The organism is Sulfitobacter sp. SK011, assembly GCF_003352065.1.
In the GTDB taxonomy this organism is placed as follows: Bacteria; Pseudomonadota; Alphaproteobacteria; order Rhodobacterales; family Rhodobacteraceae; genus Sulfitobacter.
The window spans coordinates 3,150,705-3,174,136 of sequence record NZ_CP025803.1; the positions used below are offsets into that span (position 1 = coordinate 3,150,705).

At 56.0% G+C, this 23,432-nt stretch carries 25 protein-coding genes; 7 read left to right on the forward strand and 18 right to left on the reverse strand.

Translation table 11 applies throughout. The features are described from left to right. The first annotated feature begins 70 nt into the window (after positions 1-70). Positions 71-1,150, forward strand: a complete 1,080-nt coding sequence (gene rsgA / locus C1J02_RS15530; protein ID WP_368073759.1) for a ribosome small subunit-dependent GTPase A — start codon at positions 71-73, stop codon at positions 1,148-1,150. A 183-nt stretch (positions 1,151-1,333) separates the two neighbouring features. Here rsgA and C1J02_RS15535 read toward each other — a convergent pair whose 3' ends face one another. From C1J02_RS15535 to C1J02_RS15600, 14 genes are all read right to left on the reverse strand, one after another. Next, positions 1,334-2,425 (reverse strand): MBOAT family O-acyltransferase, encoded by a 1,092-nt coding sequence (locus C1J02_RS15535; RefSeq protein ID WP_114879396.1) that lies wholly within the window; start codon positions 2,423-2,425, stop codon positions 1,334-1,336. Then, positions 2,425-3,549 (reverse strand): hypothetical protein, encoded by a 1,125-nt coding sequence (locus C1J02_RS15540; RefSeq protein ID WP_114879397.1) that lies wholly within the window; start codon positions 3,547-3,549, stop codon positions 2,425-2,427. The genes C1J02_RS15535 and C1J02_RS15540 overlap by 1 nt, the downstream gene beginning before the upstream one ends. Next, a complete protein-coding gene (locus tag C1J02_RS15545; protein ID WP_162798340.1) occupies positions 3,549-5,060 on the reverse strand; it encodes an AMP-binding protein in 1,512 nt (503 codons plus the stop codon). The genes C1J02_RS15540 and C1J02_RS15545 overlap by 1 nt, the downstream gene beginning before the upstream one ends. Next, positions 5,060-5,311, reverse strand: a complete 252-nt coding sequence (locus C1J02_RS20940; RefSeq protein WP_162798341.1) for an acyl carrier protein — start codon at positions 5,309-5,311, stop codon at positions 5,060-5,062. Before C1J02_RS20940 ends, C1J02_RS15545 begins: the two co-directional genes overlap by 1 nt. Continuing rightward, positions 5,304-6,080, reverse strand: a complete 777-nt coding sequence (locus C1J02_RS20945; protein ID WP_162798342.1) for a hypothetical protein — start codon at positions 6,078-6,080, stop codon at positions 5,304-5,306. The genes C1J02_RS20940 and C1J02_RS20945 overlap by 8 nt, the downstream gene beginning before the upstream one ends. A gap of 234 nt (positions 6,081-6,314) precedes the next feature. Further along, positions 6,315-6,617, reverse strand: coding sequence for an SH3 domain-containing protein (locus tag C1J02_RS15565; protein WP_114879402.1), 303 nt, complete (start codon positions 6,615-6,617; stop codon positions 6,315-6,317). 151 nt (positions 6,618-6,768) lie between these two features. Further along, the gene (locus tag C1J02_RS21260) at positions 6,769-6,900 is read right to left on the reverse strand and encodes a hypothetical protein (protein WP_302622756.1); all 132 of its coding nucleotides are present in this window, start codon (positions 6,898-6,900) and stop codon (positions 6,769-6,771) included. Continuing rightward, positions 6,897-8,087, reverse strand: coding sequence for a formate dehydrogenase subunit gamma (locus tag C1J02_RS15570; RefSeq protein WP_114880636.1), 1,191 nt, complete (start codon positions 8,085-8,087; stop codon positions 6,897-6,899). The genes C1J02_RS21260 and C1J02_RS15570 overlap by 4 nt, the downstream gene beginning before the upstream one ends. Before the next feature lie 77 nt (positions 8,088-8,164). Then, positions 8,165-8,761 carry a formate dehydrogenase FDH3 subunit beta gene (gene fdh3B, locus C1J02_RS15575; protein ID WP_114879403.1) on the reverse strand — a complete coding sequence of 199 codons (597 nt, stop codon included), beginning with the start codon at positions 8,759-8,761 and terminating at the stop codon, positions 8,165-8,167. A 13-nt stretch (positions 8,762-8,774) separates the two neighbouring features. After that, positions 8,775-11,786, reverse strand: coding sequence for a formate dehydrogenase subunit alpha (locus C1J02_RS15580; protein WP_114879404.1), 3,012 nt, complete (start codon positions 11,784-11,786; stop codon positions 8,775-8,777). A 58-nt stretch (positions 11,787-11,844) separates the two neighbouring features. Continuing rightward, positions 11,845-12,036 carry a twin-arginine translocation pathway signal protein gene (locus C1J02_RS15585; protein ID WP_114879405.1) on the reverse strand — a complete coding sequence of 64 codons (192 nt, stop codon included), beginning with the start codon at positions 12,034-12,036 and terminating at the stop codon, positions 11,845-11,847. Between the two features lie 57 nt (positions 12,037-12,093). Next, positions 12,094-12,702: a molecular chaperone gene (locus C1J02_RS15590; RefSeq protein ID WP_114879406.1), complete on the reverse strand. Its 609-nt coding sequence runs from the start codon at positions 12,700-12,702 to the stop codon at positions 12,094-12,096. Then, positions 12,699-13,286, reverse strand: coding sequence for a DUF3306 domain-containing protein (locus tag C1J02_RS15595; RefSeq protein WP_114879407.1), 588 nt, complete (start codon positions 13,284-13,286; stop codon positions 12,699-12,701). Before C1J02_RS15595 ends, C1J02_RS15590 begins: the two co-directional genes overlap by 4 nt. Further along, positions 13,283-13,849, reverse strand: a complete 567-nt coding sequence (locus C1J02_RS15600; RefSeq protein ID WP_114880637.1) for a DUF3305 domain-containing protein — start codon at positions 13,847-13,849, stop codon at positions 13,283-13,285. Before C1J02_RS15600 ends, C1J02_RS15595 begins: the two co-directional genes overlap by 4 nt. A 300-nt stretch (positions 13,850-14,149) precedes the next feature. Here C1J02_RS15600 and C1J02_RS15605 point away from each other — a divergent pair, with 300 nt between their 5' ends. Beyond that, positions 14,150-16,099 (forward strand): 4Fe-4S binding protein, encoded by a 1,950-nt coding sequence (locus C1J02_RS15605; RefSeq protein WP_114880638.1) that lies wholly within the window; start codon positions 14,150-14,152, stop codon positions 16,097-16,099. On the opposite strand, the gene C1J02_RS15610 is transcribed toward C1J02_RS15605, so the two are convergent. Continuing rightward, positions 16,093-16,818 (reverse strand): cytochrome c, encoded by a 726-nt coding sequence (locus tag C1J02_RS15610; protein WP_114880639.1) that lies wholly within the window; start codon positions 16,816-16,818, stop codon positions 16,093-16,095. The genes C1J02_RS15605 and C1J02_RS15610 overlap by 7 nt on opposite strands. A 75-nt stretch (positions 16,819-16,893) precedes the next feature. Here C1J02_RS15610 and C1J02_RS15615 point away from each other — a divergent pair, with 75 nt between their 5' ends. Genes C1J02_RS15615 through C1J02_RS15630 form a run of 4 tightly spaced genes read left to right on the forward strand, consistent with a single transcriptional unit; the run spans position 16,894 to position 19,346 of the window. Beyond that, a complete protein-coding gene (locus C1J02_RS15615) occupies positions 16,894-17,088 on the forward strand; it encodes a DUF6494 family protein (protein ID WP_114879408.1) in 195 nt (64 codons plus the stop codon). A 1-nt stretch (position 17,089) separates the two neighbouring features. After that, positions 17,090-18,157, forward strand: coding sequence for an Mrp/NBP35 family ATP-binding protein (locus tag C1J02_RS15620; RefSeq protein WP_114879409.1), 1,068 nt, complete (start codon positions 17,090-17,092; stop codon positions 18,155-18,157). After that, positions 18,154-18,855, forward strand: a complete 702-nt coding sequence (locus tag C1J02_RS15625; RefSeq protein ID WP_114879410.1) for a biotin/lipoate--protein ligase family protein — start codon at positions 18,154-18,156, stop codon at positions 18,853-18,855. The genes C1J02_RS15620 and C1J02_RS15625 overlap by 4 nt, the downstream gene beginning before the upstream one ends. Further along, a complete protein-coding gene (locus tag C1J02_RS15630) occupies positions 18,852-19,346 on the forward strand; it encodes a DUF6505 family protein (RefSeq protein WP_114879411.1) in 495 nt (164 codons plus the stop codon). The genes C1J02_RS15625 and C1J02_RS15630 overlap by 4 nt, the downstream gene beginning before the upstream one ends. Positions 19,347-19,421: 75 nt before the next feature. Here the strand turns inward: C1J02_RS15630 and C1J02_RS15635 are convergent, their stop codons facing one another. The 3 genes from C1J02_RS15635 to C1J02_RS15645 all read right to left on the reverse strand — a co-directional run bounded on the left by C1J02_RS15635 (position 19,422) and on the right by C1J02_RS15645 (position 21,448). Further along, positions 19,422-20,129, reverse strand: a complete 708-nt coding sequence (locus C1J02_RS15635) for an energy-coupling factor ABC transporter ATP-binding protein (RefSeq protein ID WP_114879412.1) — start codon at positions 20,127-20,129, stop codon at positions 19,422-19,424. After that, entirely contained in the window at positions 20,123-20,827 is a 705-nt protein-coding gene (locus C1J02_RS15640) for an ABC transporter permease (protein ID WP_114879413.1), read from the reverse strand. The genes C1J02_RS15635 and C1J02_RS15640 overlap by 7 nt, the downstream gene beginning before the upstream one ends. Positions 20,828-21,010: 183 nt before the next feature. Next, positions 21,011-21,448, reverse strand: coding sequence for a MarR family winged helix-turn-helix transcriptional regulator (locus C1J02_RS15645; RefSeq protein WP_254693121.1), 438 nt, complete (start codon positions 21,446-21,448; stop codon positions 21,011-21,013). 101 nt (positions 21,449-21,549) lie between these two features. Between C1J02_RS15645 and C1J02_RS15650 the strand changes: the two genes are divergently transcribed. Then, positions 21,550-23,430: an FAD-dependent monooxygenase gene (locus C1J02_RS15650; protein WP_114879414.1), complete on the forward strand. Its 1,881-nt coding sequence runs from the start codon at positions 21,550-21,552 to the stop codon at positions 23,428-23,430. The last annotated feature ends 2 nt before the right edge of the window (positions 23,431-23,432 follow it).

The following is a 23,432-nucleotide window of genomic DNA, read 5'->3' on the forward strand; positions in this document are numbered from 1 at the left end:
TTCTTTGAGCAAGCGCAAAGTCGCGATTGATTTCGGCCTTTGTATGAAATGTCGTTTTGATGGAATGCGCATGAAAAACTTGCACCATTCACGCAGTGCGGCCATGTGGAGTGTCATGCACAATGAAAGACCTCACGCTTCCAAATTGCTGGCATCCCTTGGCTGGTCACATTTCTTTGCCGACCAACTTGAACCAGATGAGACGGCACTGGCCCACTTGCGCATTGCAACTGTCCATCGGACCCGAATGACAGCTGTGTCCGAAAACGGCCCGGTCAAGTTGCGTCTTCCCGCCCAAACAAATACCGCAGATTTCTCCGTGGGGGACTGGGTGCTGGCCGAGATGGCAGACCATATGCTTGTCCGGCGACTGGAACGGCAATCCTTGCTGCAACGCCAGACTGTGGGGTCGCGCACCCCGCAGTTGATCGCAGCGAATGTCGATACCCTTTTCATTGTGACCTCGTGCAACGACGACTTCAATGCAGCTCGGTTAGAGCGATATCTGGCATTTGCAAATGAAGCCGGAACAAAACCAGTGATCGTCCTGACCAAAGCAGATCAAGTGGCAAACGCGGCGACATACACAAAACAGGCAGCCGCCCTGCAACGCGGGCTGGCCGTTGTGACGTTGAACGCGAAATCACAAGACGCCGCTGCGGTGCTGGCGCAATGGTGCGGGCATGGACAGACGGTCGCCCTTGTCGGGTCTTCCGGGGTGGGAAAATCCACGTTGCTCAACACACTTGCGGCCAAGCCGCCCGAAGAAGCACAGACAACAGGTGGCATTCGCGAGGATGACGCAAAAGGACGACACACAACCACGTCGCGGTCACTGCACGCCATCCAAGCCGGTGGCTGGGCGATTGATAGCCCCGGCATGCGTACCCTTCATCTGAGCGATGTCTCGACGGGTCTGGACGTTCTGTTTGCCGAGATCGCTGAACGTGCGTCCCAGTGCCGCTTTCGCGATTGCACCCACTTGCATGAACCGGGTTGCGCGATTCAGGCAGCCGCTGCCGATGGCACGATTGACCCTGCACGCCTTGAGCGTTGGCGCAAACTTCATGACGAAAACCGCGACAACACCGCCACCACATCCGGGGCGCGTGGCAACAAGAAACCTGAAATCCGGGGCAAACGGCGTTGAAGCCATAGCCGGGTCGCGCAGCGAAACGTGATCAGTGCTCTTTCAGCAGGATAGGTTTCGTTGGCGCACTATGCTGCTAAAATCCAACATAGGGGGCTTCCGCCGCCTCGAAACTCCCGTAGGCAATCCACAGAACCAGGATCGCGACACATGCGGCTATATAAAGGATGCGTCCGGGTTCCATCATGTAAACCAAACTCCATGCGCAATGGCAGACAGGAAGACCACGTAAGCCAAGGAAAGGACACGGATCATCAAAGGGTTCACTTTTTTCTTTTTGGCCCAAGGCAGAACATATGCCAAAGCAAGCCCGTGCCCAAGACCCCAGATTAGAAAGTTCACTGACAGATTGTGCCACAAGCCCATGAACACAAACGCGCAAATCAATGCCAGCTTTGAACTGGCCGAGGTGACGACGAGGGGCAGATAGATGTATTGTATGACGAAATCGGCCATCGACCGGTGCCACCTTTTCCAGTAATCGCCGACGTCGCTGGCCAGATGGGGCTTGTTAAAGTTCTGCGGAACCGAGAACCCAAGAACAAGTGCAGTTCCTTCAGCCATGCGCGAATAGCCATAGAAGGTGGCAAACAGAAATCCGAAACTGCTTAGCGGTAAAAAGAGAAAGTGAAAGGTGCCATAGGCGATGAGGCTGTTTTGCTCAAAAAACATGTTCTCCCGAAAGTGTGCATATTGAACCGCCATGCCGAGAAATCCAGCTACTGCAAAAAGAAAGACAAACCCCTCGAATATCCGGTAAAGCCCGTCTTTGTAGTTTGGGCGGCGGCGTTCCCTGAGCGCCTTAAGCACATCAAGTCCATTGAAAACCGGGCCCGACGGAAGTGCGGCAAAAAAGAAACTGGCGATTGCAAGTGCGGGAAAGTAGTCGCGCGGGCCTGCCTTTTTCTTGATCGCCTGCGTCGTCGTCATCATTTGCCGGATAATAAAAAAGGCACTTCCCAGCCACAGAATGGGCGCGTCCCATAACAGGTCGAGAATGTCAGGAACAAACAGCAGCAGAAGGATCAGATAGGGGAGCCGTGCATTGACGCGGTCGTTCCCCAGTATCCGGCTTGTGCCATATACCGCGATGTTAAAAGCAATGGCCGCGAAAGCCAAAGCCAGAGCAGCCGGATGCGTTACAAAAAGCAGTAACATACCGGGCGCGATACACCAAAACATGCGGTTGCCCGGACTAAAGCGAAACACCAGCGTTGCGTGAGACAGACCCAGGACAACCAGAATGAGCACGACATATGAGACCGGGTCAATCATCAGCGCGCGCCCGGGCCCAGAATATCAACGACATGCTCCGCCATAAGGGCCGTTGTCAGCAGGGCCGTCGGATGCTTTTCAAGATGGGCATCGTCATACCAGAAGTCGTTGAATTCCATGCCAATCTGCGCATAAAGATCAAATATCCTGGCGCTGTCGGGCAATGCATTTTTCAACGCGACCATGTCATCGGGATCAATGGTATACCCATAAAGCGGCATAGGAAGCACAATGACCTGCGCGCCCCTTTGGGCAGCCATCCGGGCCATGCCCGTGAGGTAAACCATCTCTCCCTCTCTGTAAGTCTGGTCAATGTCGTAGGGATAATCCTGATCGGTAGGCAGATTTCCCTGCCAGTCCTTGAGCGTTCGATCTTTAGACAAGGCCGCGAGTTCGGTCCTCAACGCAGCGATAAGCTCAGGTAGCCCGGCTTCTGGCTTGAAATCACCATAGGTAAAAGAAAAATCCTTTGGCCATGTCGCTTCGCGCGTGATCTCATCATAGCCACAGCGGCTGAACGACCAGTCCTCAAAGGGCGCTTTTGCAAATTGGTAGACAAGCGCCCCGGCTCTGAGGATGGTGCCGCGCAACCGCAACCGCCAAACCGTGGCCAGATTTTCGGCTTCCGTATATGGCATGGCAACTGCGGGTTGTGTCAACAATTGCCCAAAAGTCATCAGGTTTACGTCGCGCCCGAAAAGGTAATGCTCTGACGCCTGTCCTTTGGCGGCCGGGGCAAGGCGTGTCACGGTACGCGGTGTCATAAACGAGGCTTCGAGTAGAACGATTTCTGGCGCGCCTCGCCGATCTAGGTAGGTATTGAGCAAGGCGTGGGAGGACCGCAGGGTGATATTGCCCATGGCCATTCGTTCGACAGTTGGATTTCCGGTAATTTCGCCCTGTAAAATGCTTTGAAGTGTCAACGGATCCAGCGCCACACCGGATCTGCTGCTGCCGACAATCAGAACATCTGCGGCGGGGGCGTTCACGCGCGCCAGCATCAGATTGCACCGCGACAAAATCGTCGCGGGACCGCCTCGCGTCTGGTCAATGACGATAAGCGACGCCAACAAAGCCAAAAGGCAAACCAGAACAGCCGTTGATTTGCTGAACAGAAAACGCACTAAGCAGTTTCCAACATGGACTGAAGCGCGATGCGGTCGAGTTTTCCGTGTGGTGTCACGGGAAGAGCATCGAGTTTGACAGATCGTTTTGGCATCATATACGTCGGCAGGCTCAGCTCTGCGGCATCCAGACGCGGTATCTCATCGATGCCTTCAACAAAAAGCACCAGTTCTGTGGGGTGCTGCTTGGGAAAAGTGACGACCGCCAAAGTCTCGACCCCGAGCAGTCGGCGCAGATGCCACTCCACTTCCATCAGTTCAATGCGATGCCCACCGATTTTTACCTGATGATCCAGACGCCCAAGGTGAAAAAGCCGATTGTCGCGCCACAACACTTTATCACCGGTTCTGTAATATTCAGATGCGCTTCCATCACTCAGAAACGGCCTTGCAATCGCAGGATCTGCATAGCCATCAAAACACTGTGCAGTCTTGAGCAACAGCTCACCAATACGTTCCGCAGTGTCCACAACCAACGGCAAGACCTCGTCTCCATCTGCAACCGCGACCTGGCAGCCAGGCAGGGGTGAACCGATGGAAACGACACCGATCTCACAAAGATCATCGCGATCTGTCCAAAGCTGCGCAGTGGCGGCCACAGTGCATTCAGTAGGGCCATAAGTGTTCCAGACAACGGTCTCTGGAATGGCCGACTGCCAGTCCCGTGCAATCTGCGCGGTCAAAGGCTCGCCGTTGAATATTGATAACCGGATGCTATCGAGGGAACTTTGCTCGAAGGCTCTGTTTGTCAAAATGACACGCGCCAGCGACGGAACTGAAATCCAGACAGAGATCGCGTTCTTTGCGATAAATTGCGCCGGATTGAACAGGTCAATCTGGCGTGCCGGGCAAAGTATGGCCCCGCTCAGCAGTGCCAGATAGATTTCATGCACACTGAAATCAAATGAAAGCTCGCAGACCTGCGAACATATGCTGTCGGGCGGGTAAGGGATCGTCGCCATCATGTTGTCAACAAACGCCAACAGGTTTTCATATGAAATTGGAACGCCCTTTGGTTTTCCCGTTGAACCCGAAGTATACAAAACGTAGGCGATTGAACCGCCGCTGTTACCTGCAGACCAAATCTGAGGACCGGTAAGGGCACCATCAGCGTCGAGGTCCAGCAAAAGAATATGCTCGGCATCAAACCCCAGTTCGGCTGCCAGATCGACGGTATTCGCTTGGCAGATCACAAATTCCACGTCCGCAGAGCTGACGATTGGCTTTAACCGGCTGGTTGGATAGGTCTGATTGAGCGGCACATAGGGACGTCCCTCACCAATGGCGGCCCACATTGCTGCGTAGGCTTGCGAAGACCGATCCAGCAATAACCCTATGGCCGACCGTCCATCGCGATCTGCGGCGTTCAGCATGCCACGATACCCACCGACCATACGGCTGAATTGCTGATAGGTTACATTCCCGGCCGCTTCGCAGACCGCAACAGCGTCAGCGCGATCTTGAACGACCGCCTGCATCCGTTGCAACAAAAGTGTGCGGCTATCGGACACTAGGTGACCTGCTCTCTCAGGAAGTCAGTAAGTTTTGCAACAGATGTATAATGAATCGCATCATCAAAATCGGGGGTGATCTCAAAGGCTTCGTTTATCGACAAAAACACTCTCATGAAATTCAGCGAGTCCCACTCCGGCACCGTGTCCATTGAATCCTCAGGTGCCACAAGCAGATCATCCCGACCACTCTCGGCTCGCAGTGTGTCCTGAACAATCAGAATTACTTTGTCGCGCACATCATCAGCCATAAATTGTATCCTCCAGAGGGCGTGCAAGTTCTTCGTAAAGTGCCCGTTCGGCAGGGCTCCATTCAGAAACGGGACCGATCTGATAAGATGCCCGTTGATTTGTCTTTTTGGTCGACAGCTCCATACATTTTTTCCGATTGGCCTCAGTACTGACATCCAACGTTTGAAGCAGCGGCACCCAAAACCGGTCTGGTTCTTCGATCAGATCCTCAAAAAGCACCTTGCGGCGCAAAGCACCATTTTTGACGAAATTGGCAAGATGTGTATTCACAGTTGTCCAGAGCCAGATGTTGCGCTGAATGGCGGACCAATCGGTCCAAGCGTCGAAGTACGCACTGTCTTTGTTTGGTTTCAGTCTGCCAAGTGATATGAATTTTTCTCTGTCTGTCAGCGGCTTGTCGCGATCGGGCCAGCCGGCAGGTTGGGTGTCTTCACCCGAAACGATGGTAGCTGATCTTACAAACCCCTCGCACTGCCTGAAAATCGCAACAAAACCCGATGTGGGATGGCGGTTTGCAAGTGGTACCAAAAACGGCGCGTTGTTGAACGCGACATCAACCAAAAGCGACGCACCCCCTGCAGCTTGCTCCAACACTTCCTTCGATCTCAGCTCATCGACAGTTTTTTCTGCATAGGCTGCATCATTCCATGCTTTGCGGTTTTGAAGATTGATGAGCGGAAGCCGCTGTGTGGGCGTGCCATCAAGCAAATGCCCCTCATGAAACGCCGTCACCTCAGGAAGCGCATTCAGTGTCTTGGCGACAAACATCGTCGCTGTCCTGCCAGTACTGGCACAGAACGCAAAAGAGCATGCGTTTTCCTGCTGGTTGGCGTTTGTCACTGCTTCGACCTCTACCCGTAATGCCGCAACGTTTTTCTAGCGAGCTAACATCCACCCGTTTATTAACACAAGGGCGATGACTCCGTCGAGACTATATGCTCCGCCAAAAAACGGGCAGCTAGGTCGAGCACGAGAATTTCAGTGAAGTCGATCAGGGCAAGATCACTTTTTGCGAAGGTAGGCCCAAGATACATGTCCCTTGAGGCCACGCGCCTGCTTCAAAGTCACCCTGCACCAGCGGGTGCCTCCTGTCTGCTGGCAGTCCTGAACCCTCAAGACGGTGCCATTGGGAAGACCCAAAATCACCTTGTATCCAATGCCCGGACCTGCCCGCATTTTCAGCATGTCGTCATCCTCGACGCCATGAACCTCGTAGTATCCAAGCGACGCGGCCGCCGCGGGATCAGCTCGAAAGATGGTTCCCAGCGCCAATACTGACAGCCCGACAAAGATGGCTTTGCGCATCGGTTTCTCCTAATTTCTGCCTCGACATCAAGTTTAGTCTGTCAGCGCGCCCAATGGAACAGCCTCTGATCGCAGGCAGCAAGGTTTCAGGGTTTCGGCGGTTCATCCAGACCTTGCGGCCCTGCTGATTTCATCGGGACTGATCGTTGCGCTACTCGGCGATCCGCACGTTCGTGGCCGAAGACCCCGCCTCAGCACTGGAAAAACCGATGCGCGTCAGTGCTTGATTTGCACCAACCGAAATCACGACCAGTGCCACGAGGGCCAAAAGAAACGCTTTCATGTCGCGGTCCCCTTCTTGGGCTGGTCGGTCGTGGTCAGGACCTCATCTGCCCAGATGCTGTGATGCTCGCGCGCCCATTGCTCTTCAACCTCGCCTTTGCCCATCGCGTCAAACGCACCTTCCATCCCGACAGAGCCAAGGTAGATATGCGCAAAAATGATCGCCGTGAGGATCAAACTGACAAGCGCATGCCAAAGCTGCGCGTATTGCATCTCTTCCTGAGGCTGCAGCGGGTATGGCATGTCTGCGGCACCAAACCAGCCGGGTATGCCCCAGCTGTTGAGCGTAGAGAATGTATGACCGAACAGGTTCATTTCGAACGGGAACAGCAGGGACAAGCCGGACAGTGATATCGACCCCCCCAAGATGATCACCGCCCAGAAGATCAGTTTTTGACCTGCGTTAAACTTCTTGGCTGGCGGATGCTCCCCTCCGAAAAGGCCGCCTGCTTTGGCAAGCCAATGCAGGTCGGTGCGATCGGGAATGTTATGAACGACCCAGACGACAAAAATGATGACCAGTGCCACCATAAACGCCCAAGAGATGTTGTTGTGAACCCATTTGCTGCCAACCGCCAGAAACGCAAACGTCTCGTGACCAAACGCCGGGATCAGGACCTTTCGGCCAAAGAGCGAGATGAGCCCGGTGACGCCAAGTACCAGAAAGGAAGACGCCAAAAGCCAATGGCCGAACCGTTCAAACGCCTTGAAGCGCGTGATCGTGCGCCCGGTTTTTTCGCCGTCAATGCGAATGCGACCGCGGATCAGGTAAAACAGCACCAGCAACACAAGTGTGCCACCCAAAAGGTAGACTCCAAAAGACAAAAGCGGTCCCTCGCGGAACTTGAGCCACCACATACCACCGTCCTGCATCAGTGTGGTTACGGCTGGACCGCGGGTTTGCGTGGTAATATCGGCTGACCCATACCGCAGCGCCCGCCAAAGGTCAGGATCGGATGCCCCACCAAGGGTGCCAAGTTGATCGTTGATACTGGCAGCGGCATCAGGATTGCCCGTCAAGACACTGCGAAAACTGTCATCTATCACGATGCCTTCCTGCCTGCGCAGGATGTCCTCAAGCGTCTGCGCACCCCCAGTTGAGGCGCGCGGATCATCTGGTGCCTCTTGCGCCGAAGCAGGTACAGCGAGGGTCAACATAAGGGCAAGCAAGCCTAAAAGACGCAGCATCAGCAACTTCCTCATCATAGATCAAAGAGGGGCGGCCCAGATTAGGCCGCCCCTTTTAGCAATCTCAAAAGGGGCCATTACCCGCCTTTTTGATCGTAAGCTGTACCCCAGCCCCATGCGCCGGATCCAAAACCACGCGCCACAACCCGTTCGCGGTAGATGCCGGATACGACATCGCCGTCGCCTGCAAGCAGAGCCTTGGTTGCACACATCTCGGCACAGATGGGCAGTTTGCCCTCTGCAATCCGGTTGCGGCCGTATTTGGAGAACTCGGCAGTGGAATTGTTTTCCTCCGGGCCACCGGCGCAGAAAGTGCATTTGTCCATCTTGCCGCGTGAGCCAAAGTTGCCCGCCTGCGGGTATTGCGGTGCGCCGAAGGGGCATGCGTAAAAGCAATACCCACACCCGATGCACAGGTCTTTGGAATGCAGGACGACGCCATCGGCGGTCTGGTAAAAGCAATCCGTCGGACAGACGGCCATACATGGCGCATCCGAACAATGCATACACGCAACCGAGATTGATCGCTCGCCGGGTTTGCCGTCATTGATCGTGACAACTTTCCGGCGGTTGATGCCCCACGGCACCTCATGCTCGTTCTTACACGCAGTGACACAGGCGTTGCATTCGATGCAGCGTTCAGCGTCTACGAGAAATTTTGCTCTAGCTCCCATTTCTCAATCTCCCTTATGCTGTCCAGATTTTGCAAAGAGTCGCTTTGGTCTCTTGCATCTGGGTTACGCTATCATAGCCATATGTCTGTGCCGTGTTGGAGGATTCACCAAGCACGAATGGATCGGCCCCTTCGGGGTATTTGTCCCTCAGATCAACGCCTTCCAAATGACCGCCAAAGTGGAACGGCATGAATGCCACGCCTTCGCCCACCCGTTCCGTCACCATTGCCATCACCTTGACCTTGCCGCCTTCGGGGCCTTCGACCCAGACCTGAGCACCGTCGCGGACGCCAAGGTTATTGGCATCACGGGTGTTGATCTCAACGAACATGTCCTGCTGCAATTCGGCCAGCCATGGGTTGGAGCGGCTTTCGTCACCGCCACCCTCGTATTCGACCAGACGACCTGAGGTCAGGATAATGGGATAGTCGGCTGAGAAGTCGTTTTGCTGAATGGACGCGTACATTGTCGGGACGCGCCAGAACTTCTTGTCCTCGTAGGTTGGATATTCAGCCACCAGATCACGCCGGTTGGAATAAAGCGGTTCGCGGTGGATCGGGACAGGGTCGGGGAAGGTCCAGACAACCGCCCGCGCCTTGGCGTTACCAAACGGTGCACATCCGCGCGCAATCGCCACGCGCTGGATACCGCCTGACAGGTCGGTTTTCCAGTTTACGCCGCCAGTCGCCTTTGCGAAATCGGATTCAATCTCGCCTGTTTGCGAGGTTTCACCCACTTCTTCGGCTTTGGTGTCACCGGTACCGCCATCGTCAGCGGCCTCGGTGGTCAGCGGCGCGCCCTCTGGATACCCGGCAACCGCGTTGATCGCCGATTTTTCGCCATCTGTGAGGTCGCCCTCCCATCCAAGATCACGGAGCATCTGAACGGTGAATTCAGGGTAGCCATCCTCGATCTCTGAACCGGGGGTAAAGACACCTTCGGCCAGAAGGTTATCGCCATCGCGTTCCACACCAAACCGGGCGCGGAAGGTCAGCCCGCCTTCTGCCACTGGCATCGACATATCGTAAAGGTTTGCCGTACCGGGGTGGTTCATTTCGGCCGTGCCCCAACAAGGCCAGGGCATCCCGTAAAAATCACCGTCAGCCGGTCCACCGACCGCCCGCAAGCTGGTGCGGTCAAAGGTGTGCTGGTTGGCCATGTGCATTTTCATCCGCTCAGGGCTTTGACCCGTATAGCCGATGGTCCACATACCCCGGTTGAATTCGCGGGTGATATCCTCGACATTTGGTTCCCCGCCTTCATCAATCGCGATGTTGCGGAAAATCTTGTCGTGAAAGCCGAACTTTTCGGAAAACATCGCCAGGATCGTATGATCCGGCAGCGATTCAAACAGCGGTTCGACAACTTTGTCACGCCATTGAAGCGACCGATTGGACGCTGTGACGGAACCGCGCGTTTCAAACTGTGTACAAGCTGGCAACAGATAAACACCGTCGCTGCGATCCTGCAGCACAGCTGAGACCGTCGGATAGGGATCAACCACGACAAGCATGTCGAGCTTCTCCATCGCCGTCTTCATCTCTTTCTGGCGGGTTTGCGAGTTCGGTGCGTGGCCCCACAGGACCATGGCGCGGGTGTTGTCAGGCTGATCAAGATTTTCCTTGTCCTCCAGCACGCCATCAATCCAACGGCTCACCGGGATGCCCGTCAGGTTCATCATCGCCGTTTCGCCGACAGTTTCCGGCGAAAACCGGCCTTTGAGCCAATCCAGGTCCTCTTCCCACACGCGTGCCCAGTGTGCCCATGATCCCGCTGACAGACCATAATAGCCCGGCAGCGTGTCTGCGAGAACGCCAAGGTCAGTTGCGCCCTGCACGTTGTCGTGACCACGGAAGATGTTGGTGCCACCACCGGCGGTCCCCATGTTCCCCAGCGCCAGTTGCAAGATGCAGTACGCGCGGGTGTTGTTGTTGCCGTTGGTGTGCTGCGTGCCACCCATACACCAGATCACGGTGCCGGGACGGTTGTTGGCCAAGGTCCGGGCCACACGCTCCAACTGTGTGCCGGGGGTCCCTGTGACCCGCTCGACTTCTTCCGGTGTCCACTTGGCCACTTCTGTTTTGATCTCATCCATGCCCCAAACGCGGGTGCGGATGAATTCCTTGTCTTCCCATGAATTTTCAAAGATGTGCCACAGAATGCCCCAGACGAGGGCCACGTCAGTGCCGGGCCGGAAGCGGACATATTCGTCAGCGTGCGCCGCGGTCCGCGTGAAACGTGGGTCACACACAATCAAAGGCGCGTTGTTCTGTTCCTTGGCTTTCAACATGTGCAGCAAGGACACCGGATGCGCCTCGGCCGGGTTGCCGCCGATCAGAAAAATCGCCTTGGAGTTATGGATGTCGTTGTAGCTGTTGGTCATGGCACCGTAGCCCCATGTGTTCGCAACACCGGCCACAGTGGTCGAGTGGCAAATCCGGGCCTGGTGATCAACGTTATTGGTGCCCCAATAGGCCGCAAACTTGCGGAACAGATAGGCCTGTTCGTTGCTGTGCTTGGCAGAGCCGAGCCAGTACACTGAATCCGGTCCGCTTTCTTCGCGGATTTTCATCATGCCGTCGCCGATCTCGTTGATCGCGTCTTCCCAGCTGATGCGGACCCACTCGCCGTTTTCTTTCTTCATCGGGTACTTCAACCGGCGTTCGCCGTGCGCGTGCTCACGCACCGCCGCGCCTTTTGCGCAATGGGCACCAAGGTTGAAGGGGCTGTCCCAGCCGGGCTCCTGACCTGTCCACACACCGTTGTCGACTTCGGCAATGACCGTACACCCGACGGAACAGTGGGTGCAGACAGACTTGATCGTCTCAACGGCTCGGGTCGCTGCGGTCTGCGCCGTCGCTTGCGTGACAGAACCACCTGTGGCCGCAATCGCCGCCAATCCGCCAATCGCCAGCCCCGATCCCCGCAGAAATCCGCGTCTGTCGATCCCGCTTGCACCCTTGTTCACGACAATCGGCGAACGGCCGGAGCGGCGTGTGTACCCGTTGGTCTTCTTCCTAAGCATTGTCTTCCTCCCTGATCCAGCTTGGCTGGACAAATTTGTATCGTCGTCGCGCGCAGTCCTAGAAGCGTGTGCTTTCGAGGTAGGCCCGTGTATGTGCCGTGTCTTGCATTGTCTCAGACGAAAGGTCTGCCGGTTGCGCCGCGGCGGCTTGCGTGGTCCCGCCTGCGACCACTGCAACTGCAGCAGGTGCAGCGGTGCCCGCCAGTTTCAGGAAATCGCGGCGGCTTTTGCCTTCGGTCTTATCGGTCATGGGATGTCTCCCCTTCCATGCTTGGCGGGCATCCCCGCCGGTTAAAAAGCAAACCCGTCAGTTTGCTGTCATGCGAAATGCTTCGCGTTCAATGTTCATAAACGCGGACCCGACGGCCCCCACGGATGCATAAAGCACCGATGATTTTGCGGCCTGCAGATCCGTGAAATAATGCGTGGACCATGTTCCAATATGAGCATTGAAAAACTCATTTTGTTCCTGAAGTGTCGCGACCCGGCCAAAACGACCGACGATCATGCCAGCCATCATTTCCATGAGCGACGCGATATTGTCCTCGGGTTCAAAGACGTCATCAGCACGCACCATGCCAAAGTTGGCCATCGTCGCACGCAGGTTCGCCAAGGGTTTTTCATTCAGGAACCCGGTGAGATAGTAGCTGGCATATGGCAAAAGCTCGCCACGACCCAGACCGATGAACAGCGCATTGAATTCTGAACGCACAGCCTTGGGTTTTGACACTTTCGCGACACGGGCAAGGCCCTTGATCGCCTGCCCCAAATCTGTGTCATCCCCCGTCAATGCGGCTGTCTGGTCCAGCAACATTTGATCTGGCGGTGCCGACAACATCAAACCCAGATAGTTGTAAAGATCAGCGCGCAGGCGATCCTCATCGGTGATATCTGGCAGGGCGGTCGCGACATTCATGCGGTGCGATCCTCGAATTGGAACTGCATCCGGCGCGGCGCGGGGGATGCGGGTTCATCATCATGAGCGGCTGGCTGAACGTCCGGTGTTTCGGCTTCTAAAACCTCAACTTCAACCTCCGTATCGTCAGCCACAATATCATGCTCTTCAATCTCCGCCTCAGCGGCGTGCATCTCATTTTTTTGACGCTCGACCTCGATCAGATGCGCCAACATGCCTTTGCCCACCTGATAGGTCGTCTTGATAGCACCTTGCCCGGTGCTGCCGGTCAGATAGTCATCATCGTAATCGTTCAATCCGTCCACACAGGCCAGTACCGGATTGCTGGTCCAAAGCTTGCGCAGGGCAATCTTGCGCAGATGTGCCGGTACTTCCTTAGACATGAACGCTTTGAAATCATCGCCCTGCACCAAAGTCATCGGATCAGGCAGGTTAAGTTCCTGCAAGATTTCCGCGTCAGACTTTTCCTCTAACGCCGCAGCGTCCTTCATAACCACGGCGTCAAGCGCAGCCTGCTCTTCAGCCGCCGCCTCTGCTGCGACGGCTGCACGTCTGCGCGACCATGACGAAAGAACGCCGCTCAATTGATGACCTCCCTGCGGCGTGGCGCGCGGTACACATCACTGACCTGACGAATGCGCGGATCGCCGATCCCGTCTTCGGTCTGGTCGACCGACATGTTCTTGCGGCGACGCTTCACAAACACCTCTTCTTCATAGTGCTGATCCACAAAGCTTGCGATCCAGGCGTGCAAGCCTTCGGGCATTGTCACCTTCTCAACCAGTTCTTCCGCAGAATCGCAGTAATCTTGTGCCTCATAAGGCGAGGCCGTCACAAGCGCGACTGACCAAGGCTTGTCTGCTGTGGCATCATTTGGTCGCAAGACAACATAGACCGACGGCGAACGGGCCTGCAACTCGTGTGCGTAGGCCTCTGCATCTGACACATAAAGCGTGAGCGGCAGCGTTGCGGCATGAAACTCTGTCACGCCATCTTCCGTTCTGAGAATTTTCCAATCAGCATCTGGTGCACCCGGCAAAACCGAAGACGCTTTCCAGGCGAACTTTGTCCAACGCGTTACACCCGGTGACCGCTGAACAACGACACCCAATGGAATGGTCTGTGCATTTGGATAGTTCAACTTCAAAGAAAATCCCCGGACAAGAAGCACTTATCTTCGTATAACTTAGACCTATTTGCCCAAAGTCCAAAAGCCTTTTTGTATACATTGGTATATTGCCGTTTATTGCTGCATCGCAGAATACTCAGACCCCAGGTTTCTATGCCTATTTGGGTCGCAGCCGCTCACGGCACTGTCAAGTTGTCGCAGCAATTGCTGCATATGCATATAAGTCCATAACAGAATCGCATCCAAATATCGGTTTACTGTCGGCCCGTTTCCTGAATAGCTGCGGATCGGCGAATGCTGTGCCAAATGGGGAAAACCATGTCTAAGTCATTGCTGCTATGCGACTGTCTGGGTTCGCAAAAAATCGACACCGCCGCTTTGGAAAAGGCGACAGGTCTGGCCTGTGGGGCCTGTCATAACAGCCTGTGTACGGATCAGATCGACATTGCAACGGCTGCAATCGCGTCGGGCGACGTGATTGTCGCCTGTCAGCAAGAGGCCCGTTTGTTTGCTGAAATCGCCGATGAAATCGACGCGCCCGAACCAGTGTTTGTCGACATCCGTGACCGCGCCGGCTGGTCTGATGGATCAGATGATACAACGCCCAAGATGGCCGCGCTGGTCGCTGACGCACAGCTGGCGCACCCAGCATCCAAATCGATTGATGTTGTCACCGAAGGAACCTGTCTGATCATCGGCAAGGCCGAGGTATGCCAGCCCGCCGCAGAAAAACTTGCAGACATCCTTGCTGTGACCGTTTTGCTGGCATCCGGCGATGACATTGCGCCAACGCAGGCCTTTGATACGGTTGTCGGTGCACTGCATCAGGCCACAGGGACACTGGGAAGGTTCGATATCCGGATCAACGCCTTCCAACAAAGCGTCGTTGGGGGGCGTGGAACGCCTGCACTGACCGCGCCCCGCGACGGCGCACTGTCGCAGTGTGACATAATCCTTGATCTCACAGGTGGCGTGCCGCTGTTCCCCGCCCCTGAAAAACGTGACGGCTATCTTAGGGCTGATCCAAAAAGCCAGCCTGCCGTCGCTGACGCAATATTCGCGGCAAGTCAGCTTGTTGGCACATTTGAAAAACCACTGTACGTCCGGTTGGAGCCGTCTTTGTGCGCCCACTCACGGGCGGAAAAACCGGCATGCTCAAATTGCCTGAACGTGTGTCCCACCGGTGCAATTGTTTCGGCGGGCGAACACGTCAGCATCGACCCGCTGATCTGTGCGGGTTGCGGTGCCTGTTCGGCGGTGTGCCCCTCTGGCGCGATCAGCTATGATGCGCCTTCGACCGATTTCATCTTTCGCCGGATCACGGCGCTCGCGACGGCTTATCGCGCGGCGGGCGGTCGAAATGGAACCCTGCTGGTCCACGATGATCACGGCGCTGAAATGATCAGCCTGGCCGCGCGCTATGGCCGTGGGCTGCCTGCCCATGTCATTCCGATGGAAATCAGCGCCTTATCGGGCTTTGGTCATGCGGAAATGCTGGGCGCGCTTGCCGCTGGATTTGCACGGGTCGACCTCTTGCTTGCCCCAAAGACAGAGCGCGATGCGCTTGATCCCCAACTGGAACTGGCCCTCGCAATTTCAGGTGAAAGAATTGCACTGCTCGACATCTCGGACCCTCATGCCTTGTCTGACCATCTGTTTGAAAAAGAGCCAGGGACCGCGATTGAAAAACCGGTCTTGCCAATGGGCACAAGACGGCAAATCGCGCGGCTTTCAGCCAAGGCATTGAACCCCGAAGCCCAAAGTATAGCTCTGCCAGAAGGGGCACCATATGGCGCGGTCATTGTTGACACCGATGCCTGTACCCTGTGCCTTGCTTGCGCATCGCTCTGTCCATCAGGCGCGCTTGGCGACAATCCGGACCTGCCGCAACTTCGGTTTCAGGAGGACGCCTGTCTGCAATGTGGCCTATGCGCCAACGTCTGCCCTGAAGACGCAATTACGCTGGAACCACAGTTGAACCTCACGGACATGGCGCTGAGCCAAACGATCCTGAACGAAGAAGAGCCGTTTGCCTGCATCGAATGCGGCAGTCTTTTTGGCGTCAAATCCACTGTTGAGAAGATCACCGAGAAACTTGCCGGCAAACATGCGATGTTTGCCAATCCCGAAGCGGCGCGGATGATCCAGATGTGCGATAATTGCCGGATCAACGCGCAGTACCATTCCGACAACAATCCCTTTGCAGCAGGCGAAAGACCGCGCCCGCGCACGACGGACGACTATTTGTCAAAGCGAAAGGATCACTGACTTTGCAAGGGTGCGCCCAAATCCGCGGGCTTAATCGTCGCCGCATAGGCAAGGATCGCGTCCAGGTCGTCCTGGGATATCTCGACCGGTACAATGGCTGGCGGCAGATGCGCACGGAAAGGCGGCGTAATCCCTTCGACCTGACTGAAACTCGGATGCGGGTTGAGAACGTAAAACGTGCTGAACCTGTTTTCCCAATCATCAAAGGTGCGCATCAACGCAAACGACGGGGTCTGGCCCATGCCCTTCATGCGGTTGGTCTCGTTGATCACATGGCAGCGCCCGCAATGACGCAGCGACAGCGTTTCGCCAAGAACGGGATCGCCTTCAAAAACGGCCTCAACCGCGACCTCTTCAGCGAAAACTTGGCTGCTGAATGGCGCGGTCCCTTCTGGCTGAAACCCATCTATCGTCCGCTTGCCAATGTCGGAAAGAAGCCATTCGGTAAAGAGCACAGGACCCGCGTCATCGGACCCAGAGATGTGCCACACGGTCCCCAGACCTGCAAAGACCGGGACACCATCCGGCCCAATGACGACATCACCGCCCGACTCTATCACCGAAACGCGTGCGCCATGTTTCAGAGAAAAGCGCGGCAGGACGTAGCGCAGAAATCCTGTGTCGGTGATTTCAGGCGGGGCGGACAAGGTAAAATCTCTGTCCTGCGCATGCACGCAAATGGGCAGTAGCGCACAACACAGAACGAAGATAAATTTCACATCAGTCATTCCCCAGCGATGGGCGCAGCCTAAAGGGCGTCCCGCCACACAGTCAAGAAAATCGGAGAAACGATCATGAGCGAAGATTTCAACATGTCGATGCGCAAATTCCTCAAACAGGTTGGCGTCACCTCACAGCAGGCTATTGAAGAGGCGATGCGCAATGCCGGTGCCACGTCTGGTCAGAAATTCGAGGCAAAGATGGTTCTGACCATCGATGGGCTGGACGTTGAACATGTCGTGACGGGCACAATTGAAGGGCAGTCATAACGTGGCTGTCACCCGCGACGCCGTCACCGCCATCCTTCAATCCATTGATGATCCGTTAAGCGGAACCTCTCTCGCTGAGGCAGGGATCATCAAGGCACTGACCGTCGATGACGGAAAGATACGCTTTGTCATGGAGGTCAGCGGTGCCCATGCCGAGACCTACACAAAAATCAAAGACGATATTGAGGCGCGCATAAACGCGCTGGACGGTGTGGAGGCCGTTTCGATCGTGATGACGGCGCACAGTACCAAGTCTGCCCCGCCGGATTTGAAACCCTCGCGCAGTGCAGCACCCGCTGGCCCGGAAAAAGTACCGGGTGTCGACCGGATCATCGCGGTGGCGTCCGGCAAGGGCGGTGTCGGAAAATCGACTGTCGCCTCCAACCTTGCCTGCGCTCTGGCCGCCGAGGGGCGGCGCGTCGGTCTGCTTGACGCCGATGTCTATGGTCCGTCCCAACCCAGAATGCTGGGTGTGTCGGGACGGCCCGCTTCGCCAGATGGCAAAACCATCCTGCCGATGCGCAACTTTGGCGTCACGATGATGTCCCTTGGCCTGATGACAAATGACGATCAGGCGGTTGTCTGGCGTGGCCCGATGCTGATGGGCGCGTTGCAGCAGATGCTGGGTCAGGTGCAATGGGGCGCGCTGGACGTGCTGATTGTGGACCTGCCGCCCGGCACTGGTGATGTGCAGATGACGCTGGCGCAAAAGGCGCAGCTTGATGGTGCGATCATCGTCTCGACCCCTCAGGACATCGCCTTGCTTGATGCACGCAAGGGCATTGATATGTTCAACCAGTTGGGCACGCCGATCATTGGCATGATCGAAAACATGTCGACGCACATCTGTTCGGCCTGCGGGCACGAAGAACATCTGTTTGGTCATGGTGGTGTCGCTGCCGAGGCTGCGAAACTGGACGTGCCGTTGCTTGCTGAAATCCCGCTCCATCTGGACATCCGACTTGCCTCGGATGGCGGTGCACCCATTGTTGTGTCCAAGCCTGACAGTCCACAAGCGCAGGCTTTTCGCACCATCGCAAAGGGCCTGATCGCCAAGGGTCACGCATGAACGAACCCAGCTTTCCACCGCTGTTCAAGGGTCAATCAGCGGCAGGCGGTGATCCTTTTACACTTGCCTGCGCGGCCGCAGAGGTCGGCTGCGATGCCGGTCTGGTGGTTTACGATCTCGCACATGACACCCTGCGCGCCGCGATTGTTTTTGCCCCGGATGCGGTCCTGTCAGAGGCTGTGGCGATCCTGCCGATCTGCGGTGTTGGTTTCCAGAATGCACTGGGAGCATTGGCCCCGCCAGAAGTCGCGGTGCATCTGGGCTGGGACGGCTCATTATACGTCAACGGCGGGCGTTGTGGCCATTTGCGAATGGCAGCGGGAGACACGGTCGAAGACATCCCCAACTGGATGGTGATCGGCCTGACGCTTTCGCTCTGGCCAGACAGCGATGAAACCGGTCTCACACCTGACGTCACCGCCCTTTTTGCCGAAGGGTGTGCAGAGGTGGATGCAACAGACCTGCTTGAGGCCTGGGTGCGCCACACCCTTATTGGGATCAACACCTGGACCGACACAGGCATGGCATCGCTGCACCGCGAATGGGCCGGGCTTGCGCATGGGCTAAAGGGTTCCATGACTGTCGCCGGACAGTCAGGCACGTACGTAGGACTGGATGAAACACTGGGACTTCTCTTGAAGATCGACGACAATACCGTTCTAATCCCGCTCACCGCAAATCTAACGAGGCCCACATGAAACTCGCCCGTGCCATCCATTTTGACGAAAGCGACACGCGCGTTTTTCACAACCCCGCACGCACCGGGGAATGGTGCATTTCGGGCGGATTTGAATTTTCAAACTGGGGAGAAGCCGATTTGGTCGGCAAGGCACGACAGGCTTTTGCAAACGGCTGGATGGGGTGCGAAACCTTCGGGCGGGTCAGTTTTGTCGCCGTCACACAGATCGAGCCACAAGAGCGGGACACACTCGCGACGCTGCTCGCCCATCACTTCGTTGATATCTATGGCGCGCCATCTGTGGAGGCCGCCCTTGATGTGGCCCGCGAAGAGATAGATCAGATGGTTGAGCTTTGCGCAGATCATGCCCCCAACACCCTTTTGACCGTTGCCAGAGAATTGACACCAGCAGGCGTGAAAGAAGCCTACCGTGTCATTGAGGCGCAGGAAGCCGATATCAATCAATTTGCGGTGCACGGATCGCTTGATGAAGAACCCCATCACCATTGAGTGTTCATTCACGGCGTTAAATAGCCAAAGACCGCGTGTCGCGCTGATACCAGAATGACACCCAATTCGCCGCACTTATGTGACGATATCACCTCTGAGGAAGGCGGCCAAAGCGTCCGTTTTCGGGTCCGCAAAGGCCTGCGCCGCGGCACCGGTTTCGTGTATTTTACCATCGAGCATAAAGATCAGATCATCGGCAAGCCTGCGCGCCTGTCCCATATCATGGGTCGACATCACCAGTCGCGTGCCGGCCGCAGCGGCCTCTTGCAAAAGCACCTCAATGTCGCGCGTCGCGTATCCATCCAGATTGGCACAAGGCTCATCAAGAAACAGGACTTCAGGCTTGCAGACCAGCGCCCGGGCAATCGCGAGTTTCTGCCGCTCGCCCCCTGACAGCCGCCGCGCCGGCGTATCCCTGAGCGGGTAGAGATTGATCCGGGCAAGCCAGTGGTCCACTTCTGCACGGATGGCCGCCTTGGACAATTTTGCCAACCGCAGGGGATAGACAAGGTTTTCTGCAACGGAGCGACGCATCACAATCGGAGATTGGAAAACAAAGGCATGTTTCGCCGGGTCGTTTTGCGCCCATGTCACCTCACCGGCGTTGATCCGGTCGATCCCATGCATCACGCGCAACAACGTGGTTTTACCAGACCCGTTTGGGCCAACAATTATGGTCGGCCCTTGCGGGTTCAGGGTCAGGTCAACAGGGCCTATGACCCTCCTGCCCTGCCGTCTGACGACAACCTGTTTCAGCTCCAGGGGGAACAGCACGGTCACCAGCGCCCCTCCCGTTCGGTTTGCGACAAGGTGTGTATCGTGATGTTCACCACAATCGCGATCCCAATCAGCACAAAGCCCAAACCCAGAGCCAGCGCAAAGTCGCCTTTGCCAGTTTCCAAGGCAATTGCAGTGGTCAGAACGCGGGTCGCGTGGTCAATGTTGCCGCCCACAATCATTATCGCCCCGACTTCGCCGATCGCGCGTCCAAACCCGGCCAGTGCAGCAGTCAACAGATTGCGGCGACCGTCCCGCACAAGCGTAAAGATCCGCTGACGCTTTGATGTATTCAGGGAAATCAGCAGATCGTGATATTCGGCCCAAAGCTCGCGCATCGACTGGTGCGCGATGGAGGCGATGACCGGTGTGATGATGATAACCTGTGCAATGATCATTGCCGTGGGTGTGAAAAGCAGGTTCAGAACACCAAAAGGTCCGGCGCGCGACAAAAGGATATAGACCACAAGCCCGACCACAACGGGCGGCAGCCCCATCAACGCGTTGATCATGGAAATGACCAGACGGCGGAAGCGAAAGCGTTGCAGCGCAAGGTAGGTCCCAAGCGGAATTGCAATGACCGAGGCGATCACCAAAGCGGTCAGCGTCACGCGCAGAGATCTGAGGCTGATCTCCCAAAGCTCGGCGTCGAACGTGACAACCAGCCAGAACGCTGCCTTCAGGCCTTCCCATATCTCGAACATGCAGCCTTGAAACCCGTGCCAATTATCAGAAAACAGAACGTCCAGCTTTCCTGCCCGGAAAACAAGTGGCAATCGGTTGAAGTATGACCACTATGCAGTGTGAGCGGACCCAAACTCTCGTGAAACATCTGCGATTTTTAACGTGATGCGGCGCAAGCGGCATCACCTGCACCGCCCCAACGGTCAGTGCTGATCGCGCAGTGTTCTTGTCATCAAATTTAAGAAGATGGCTTTTTCTTCTTCAGTCAAACCTTGCAGGATCTCCGCTTGCAGTGCACCCACAATGGGCCTAAGCGCGGCAAGAAGCGCCGCGCCATCTGACGACAACCAAAGCCTGAAAGCGCGCCGATCGGTTTCGTCTGGGACCCGCCGGATCAGGTTTTTCTGCTCCAGCCGTCTAACCACGCCACCAATCGTTGCACGATCATATTTGATGCGTTTGGCCAAACTGGCCTGATCCAGACCGGGGAAATTTTTCAAAGTGTCCATCGCGGCGAATTGCACCGATGTCACGTCATGCCCTGCCTGTTTGATACGGTCCTGAAAGACCGAGGTAGACTGTTGATTAAGCCTTCGGATGAGGTGGCCGGGCATCTCAGTAAGAGCAATATCATCGGTCATTCAATCGGTCCGCGAATAAGTAAGTATACATATCATATTGACAGTCGGCTCAGGCGTCCAGTAATTAGTATGTGTACTTATCAAATAGTGGACACTGCCGGATGCAATACCATTTGAATGGCTTTCGAACCGGTGATCCATCGGTCTCACCTCAGACAAGACGCGCCGCATCGTCCCAAGGCACCGTAGATGTGCTGATCGTTGGCTGTGGCCCGGCTGGCCTGACATTGGCAGCACAGCTTGCCGCTTTTCCTGAAATTTCCACCCGCATCACCGAACGCAAATCCGGTCCGCTGGACGTGGGGCAGGCTGACGGCATTGCCTGCCGGTCCATCGAGATGTTCCAGGCTTTCGGGTTTGCCGAAAGGGTGCTGAAAGAAGCGTATTGGGTAAACGAAGTGGCGTTCTGGCGGCAAGATCAGGACGGCACCAGCCTGCACCGTGCCGACCGCATTCAGGATGTCGAAGACGACCTCTCGGAAATGCCGCATGTCATCCTAAATCAGGCACGGGTACATGACTTCTATCTGGACATCATGCGGCAATCTCCGCACCGGTTGGAGCCTGACTACAACCGGGAACTGGTTGCATTAGCGACAACCGACGACACAGAGTATCCGGTCTGCGCAACATTCAACTGCCTTGATGCAGAGGGCAGGACCGAAACCATCCGCGCGCGTTACGTCGTGGGATGCGATGGTGCCCGCAGTGCTGTCCGCAAATCATTGGGTCAGGTGTTAAAGGGCGAAGCCGCGCGTCAGCTTTGGGGGGTGATGGATGTACTTGCGGTTACAGACTTTCCCGATATTCGTCTGAAATCCGCCATTCAGTCTGTGGATCACGGCAGCATTCTGATCATCCCGCGCGAAGGCGGCTATATGGTGCGGATGTACATCGAGCTTGATGAATTGCACGGTGATGAACGCGCCGCAGATCGCAACGTTTCGCCGCAGATGCTGATCTCCAAGGCCCGCGATATCCTCTCACCCTATTCGCTTGATGTGAAAGAGGTTGCTTGGTGGTCGGCCTATGAGATCGGACAACGGGTGTGTGACGCTTTTGATGATGTGCCCGATACAGAAAGACACCATCGCGCGCCCCGCATTTTTATCGCCGGGGACGCCTGCCACACCCATAGCCCGAAGGCTGGACAGGGCATGAACGTCTCTATGGCCGATACGTTCAATCTGGGCTGGAAACTGGCCGCTGTTCTGCGTTTTCAGGCCGTACCGGGACTGTTGCACACGTATACGCAAGAGCGGCAGGTCAAAGCCAAGGAATTAGTTGATTTCGACCGTGATATGGCCCGGCTGTTCAGCGCAAAGCCAAAAACCGCCGCAGAGGCCGAACAATTCCAGACGTATTTCAAGAAACACGGGCGGTATACCGCCGGGGTCGAGACGCGCTATGAACCCTCATTGATCACCCGAACGGATCGGCATCAGCCCCTCGCCTCAGGCCTGAAAGTAGGAACGAGGTTTCATTCCGCCCCGGCGATCCGACTGGGCGACGGCAAACCCATGCATCTTGGTCACGTCCTCAAGGCAGACGGCAGATGGCGGTTGATCGCATTTGCTGCGTCGGATGATGTTGGACAGCCCGGCGGCGACATCGCAAATCTATGCAGCTATCTGGCTGAGGACCCCGCCAGCCCTGTCTTGCGATATACCGCCAGGGGTGCCGATATCGACAGCGTCATAGACCTGCGCGCGGTGTTTCAGCCGCACCATCATGACATCGCGCTTGAAACGCTGCCAAAGCTGCTCTTGCCGAACAAAGGCCAGTACGGATTGGTTGATTATGAAAAGGTCTTTTGCCCGGCTTCTAAACCGAGCCCCGACATATTTGACCATCGCGGCATTGATCGGCTGCGTGGTGCCCTGATCATCCTGCGCCCCGATCAATTTGTGGCATCTGTTCAACCTTTGACGGATTTAGACGGCATCGCAGAATTCTTTGACGGGTTTATGATGACTCGGTGAAC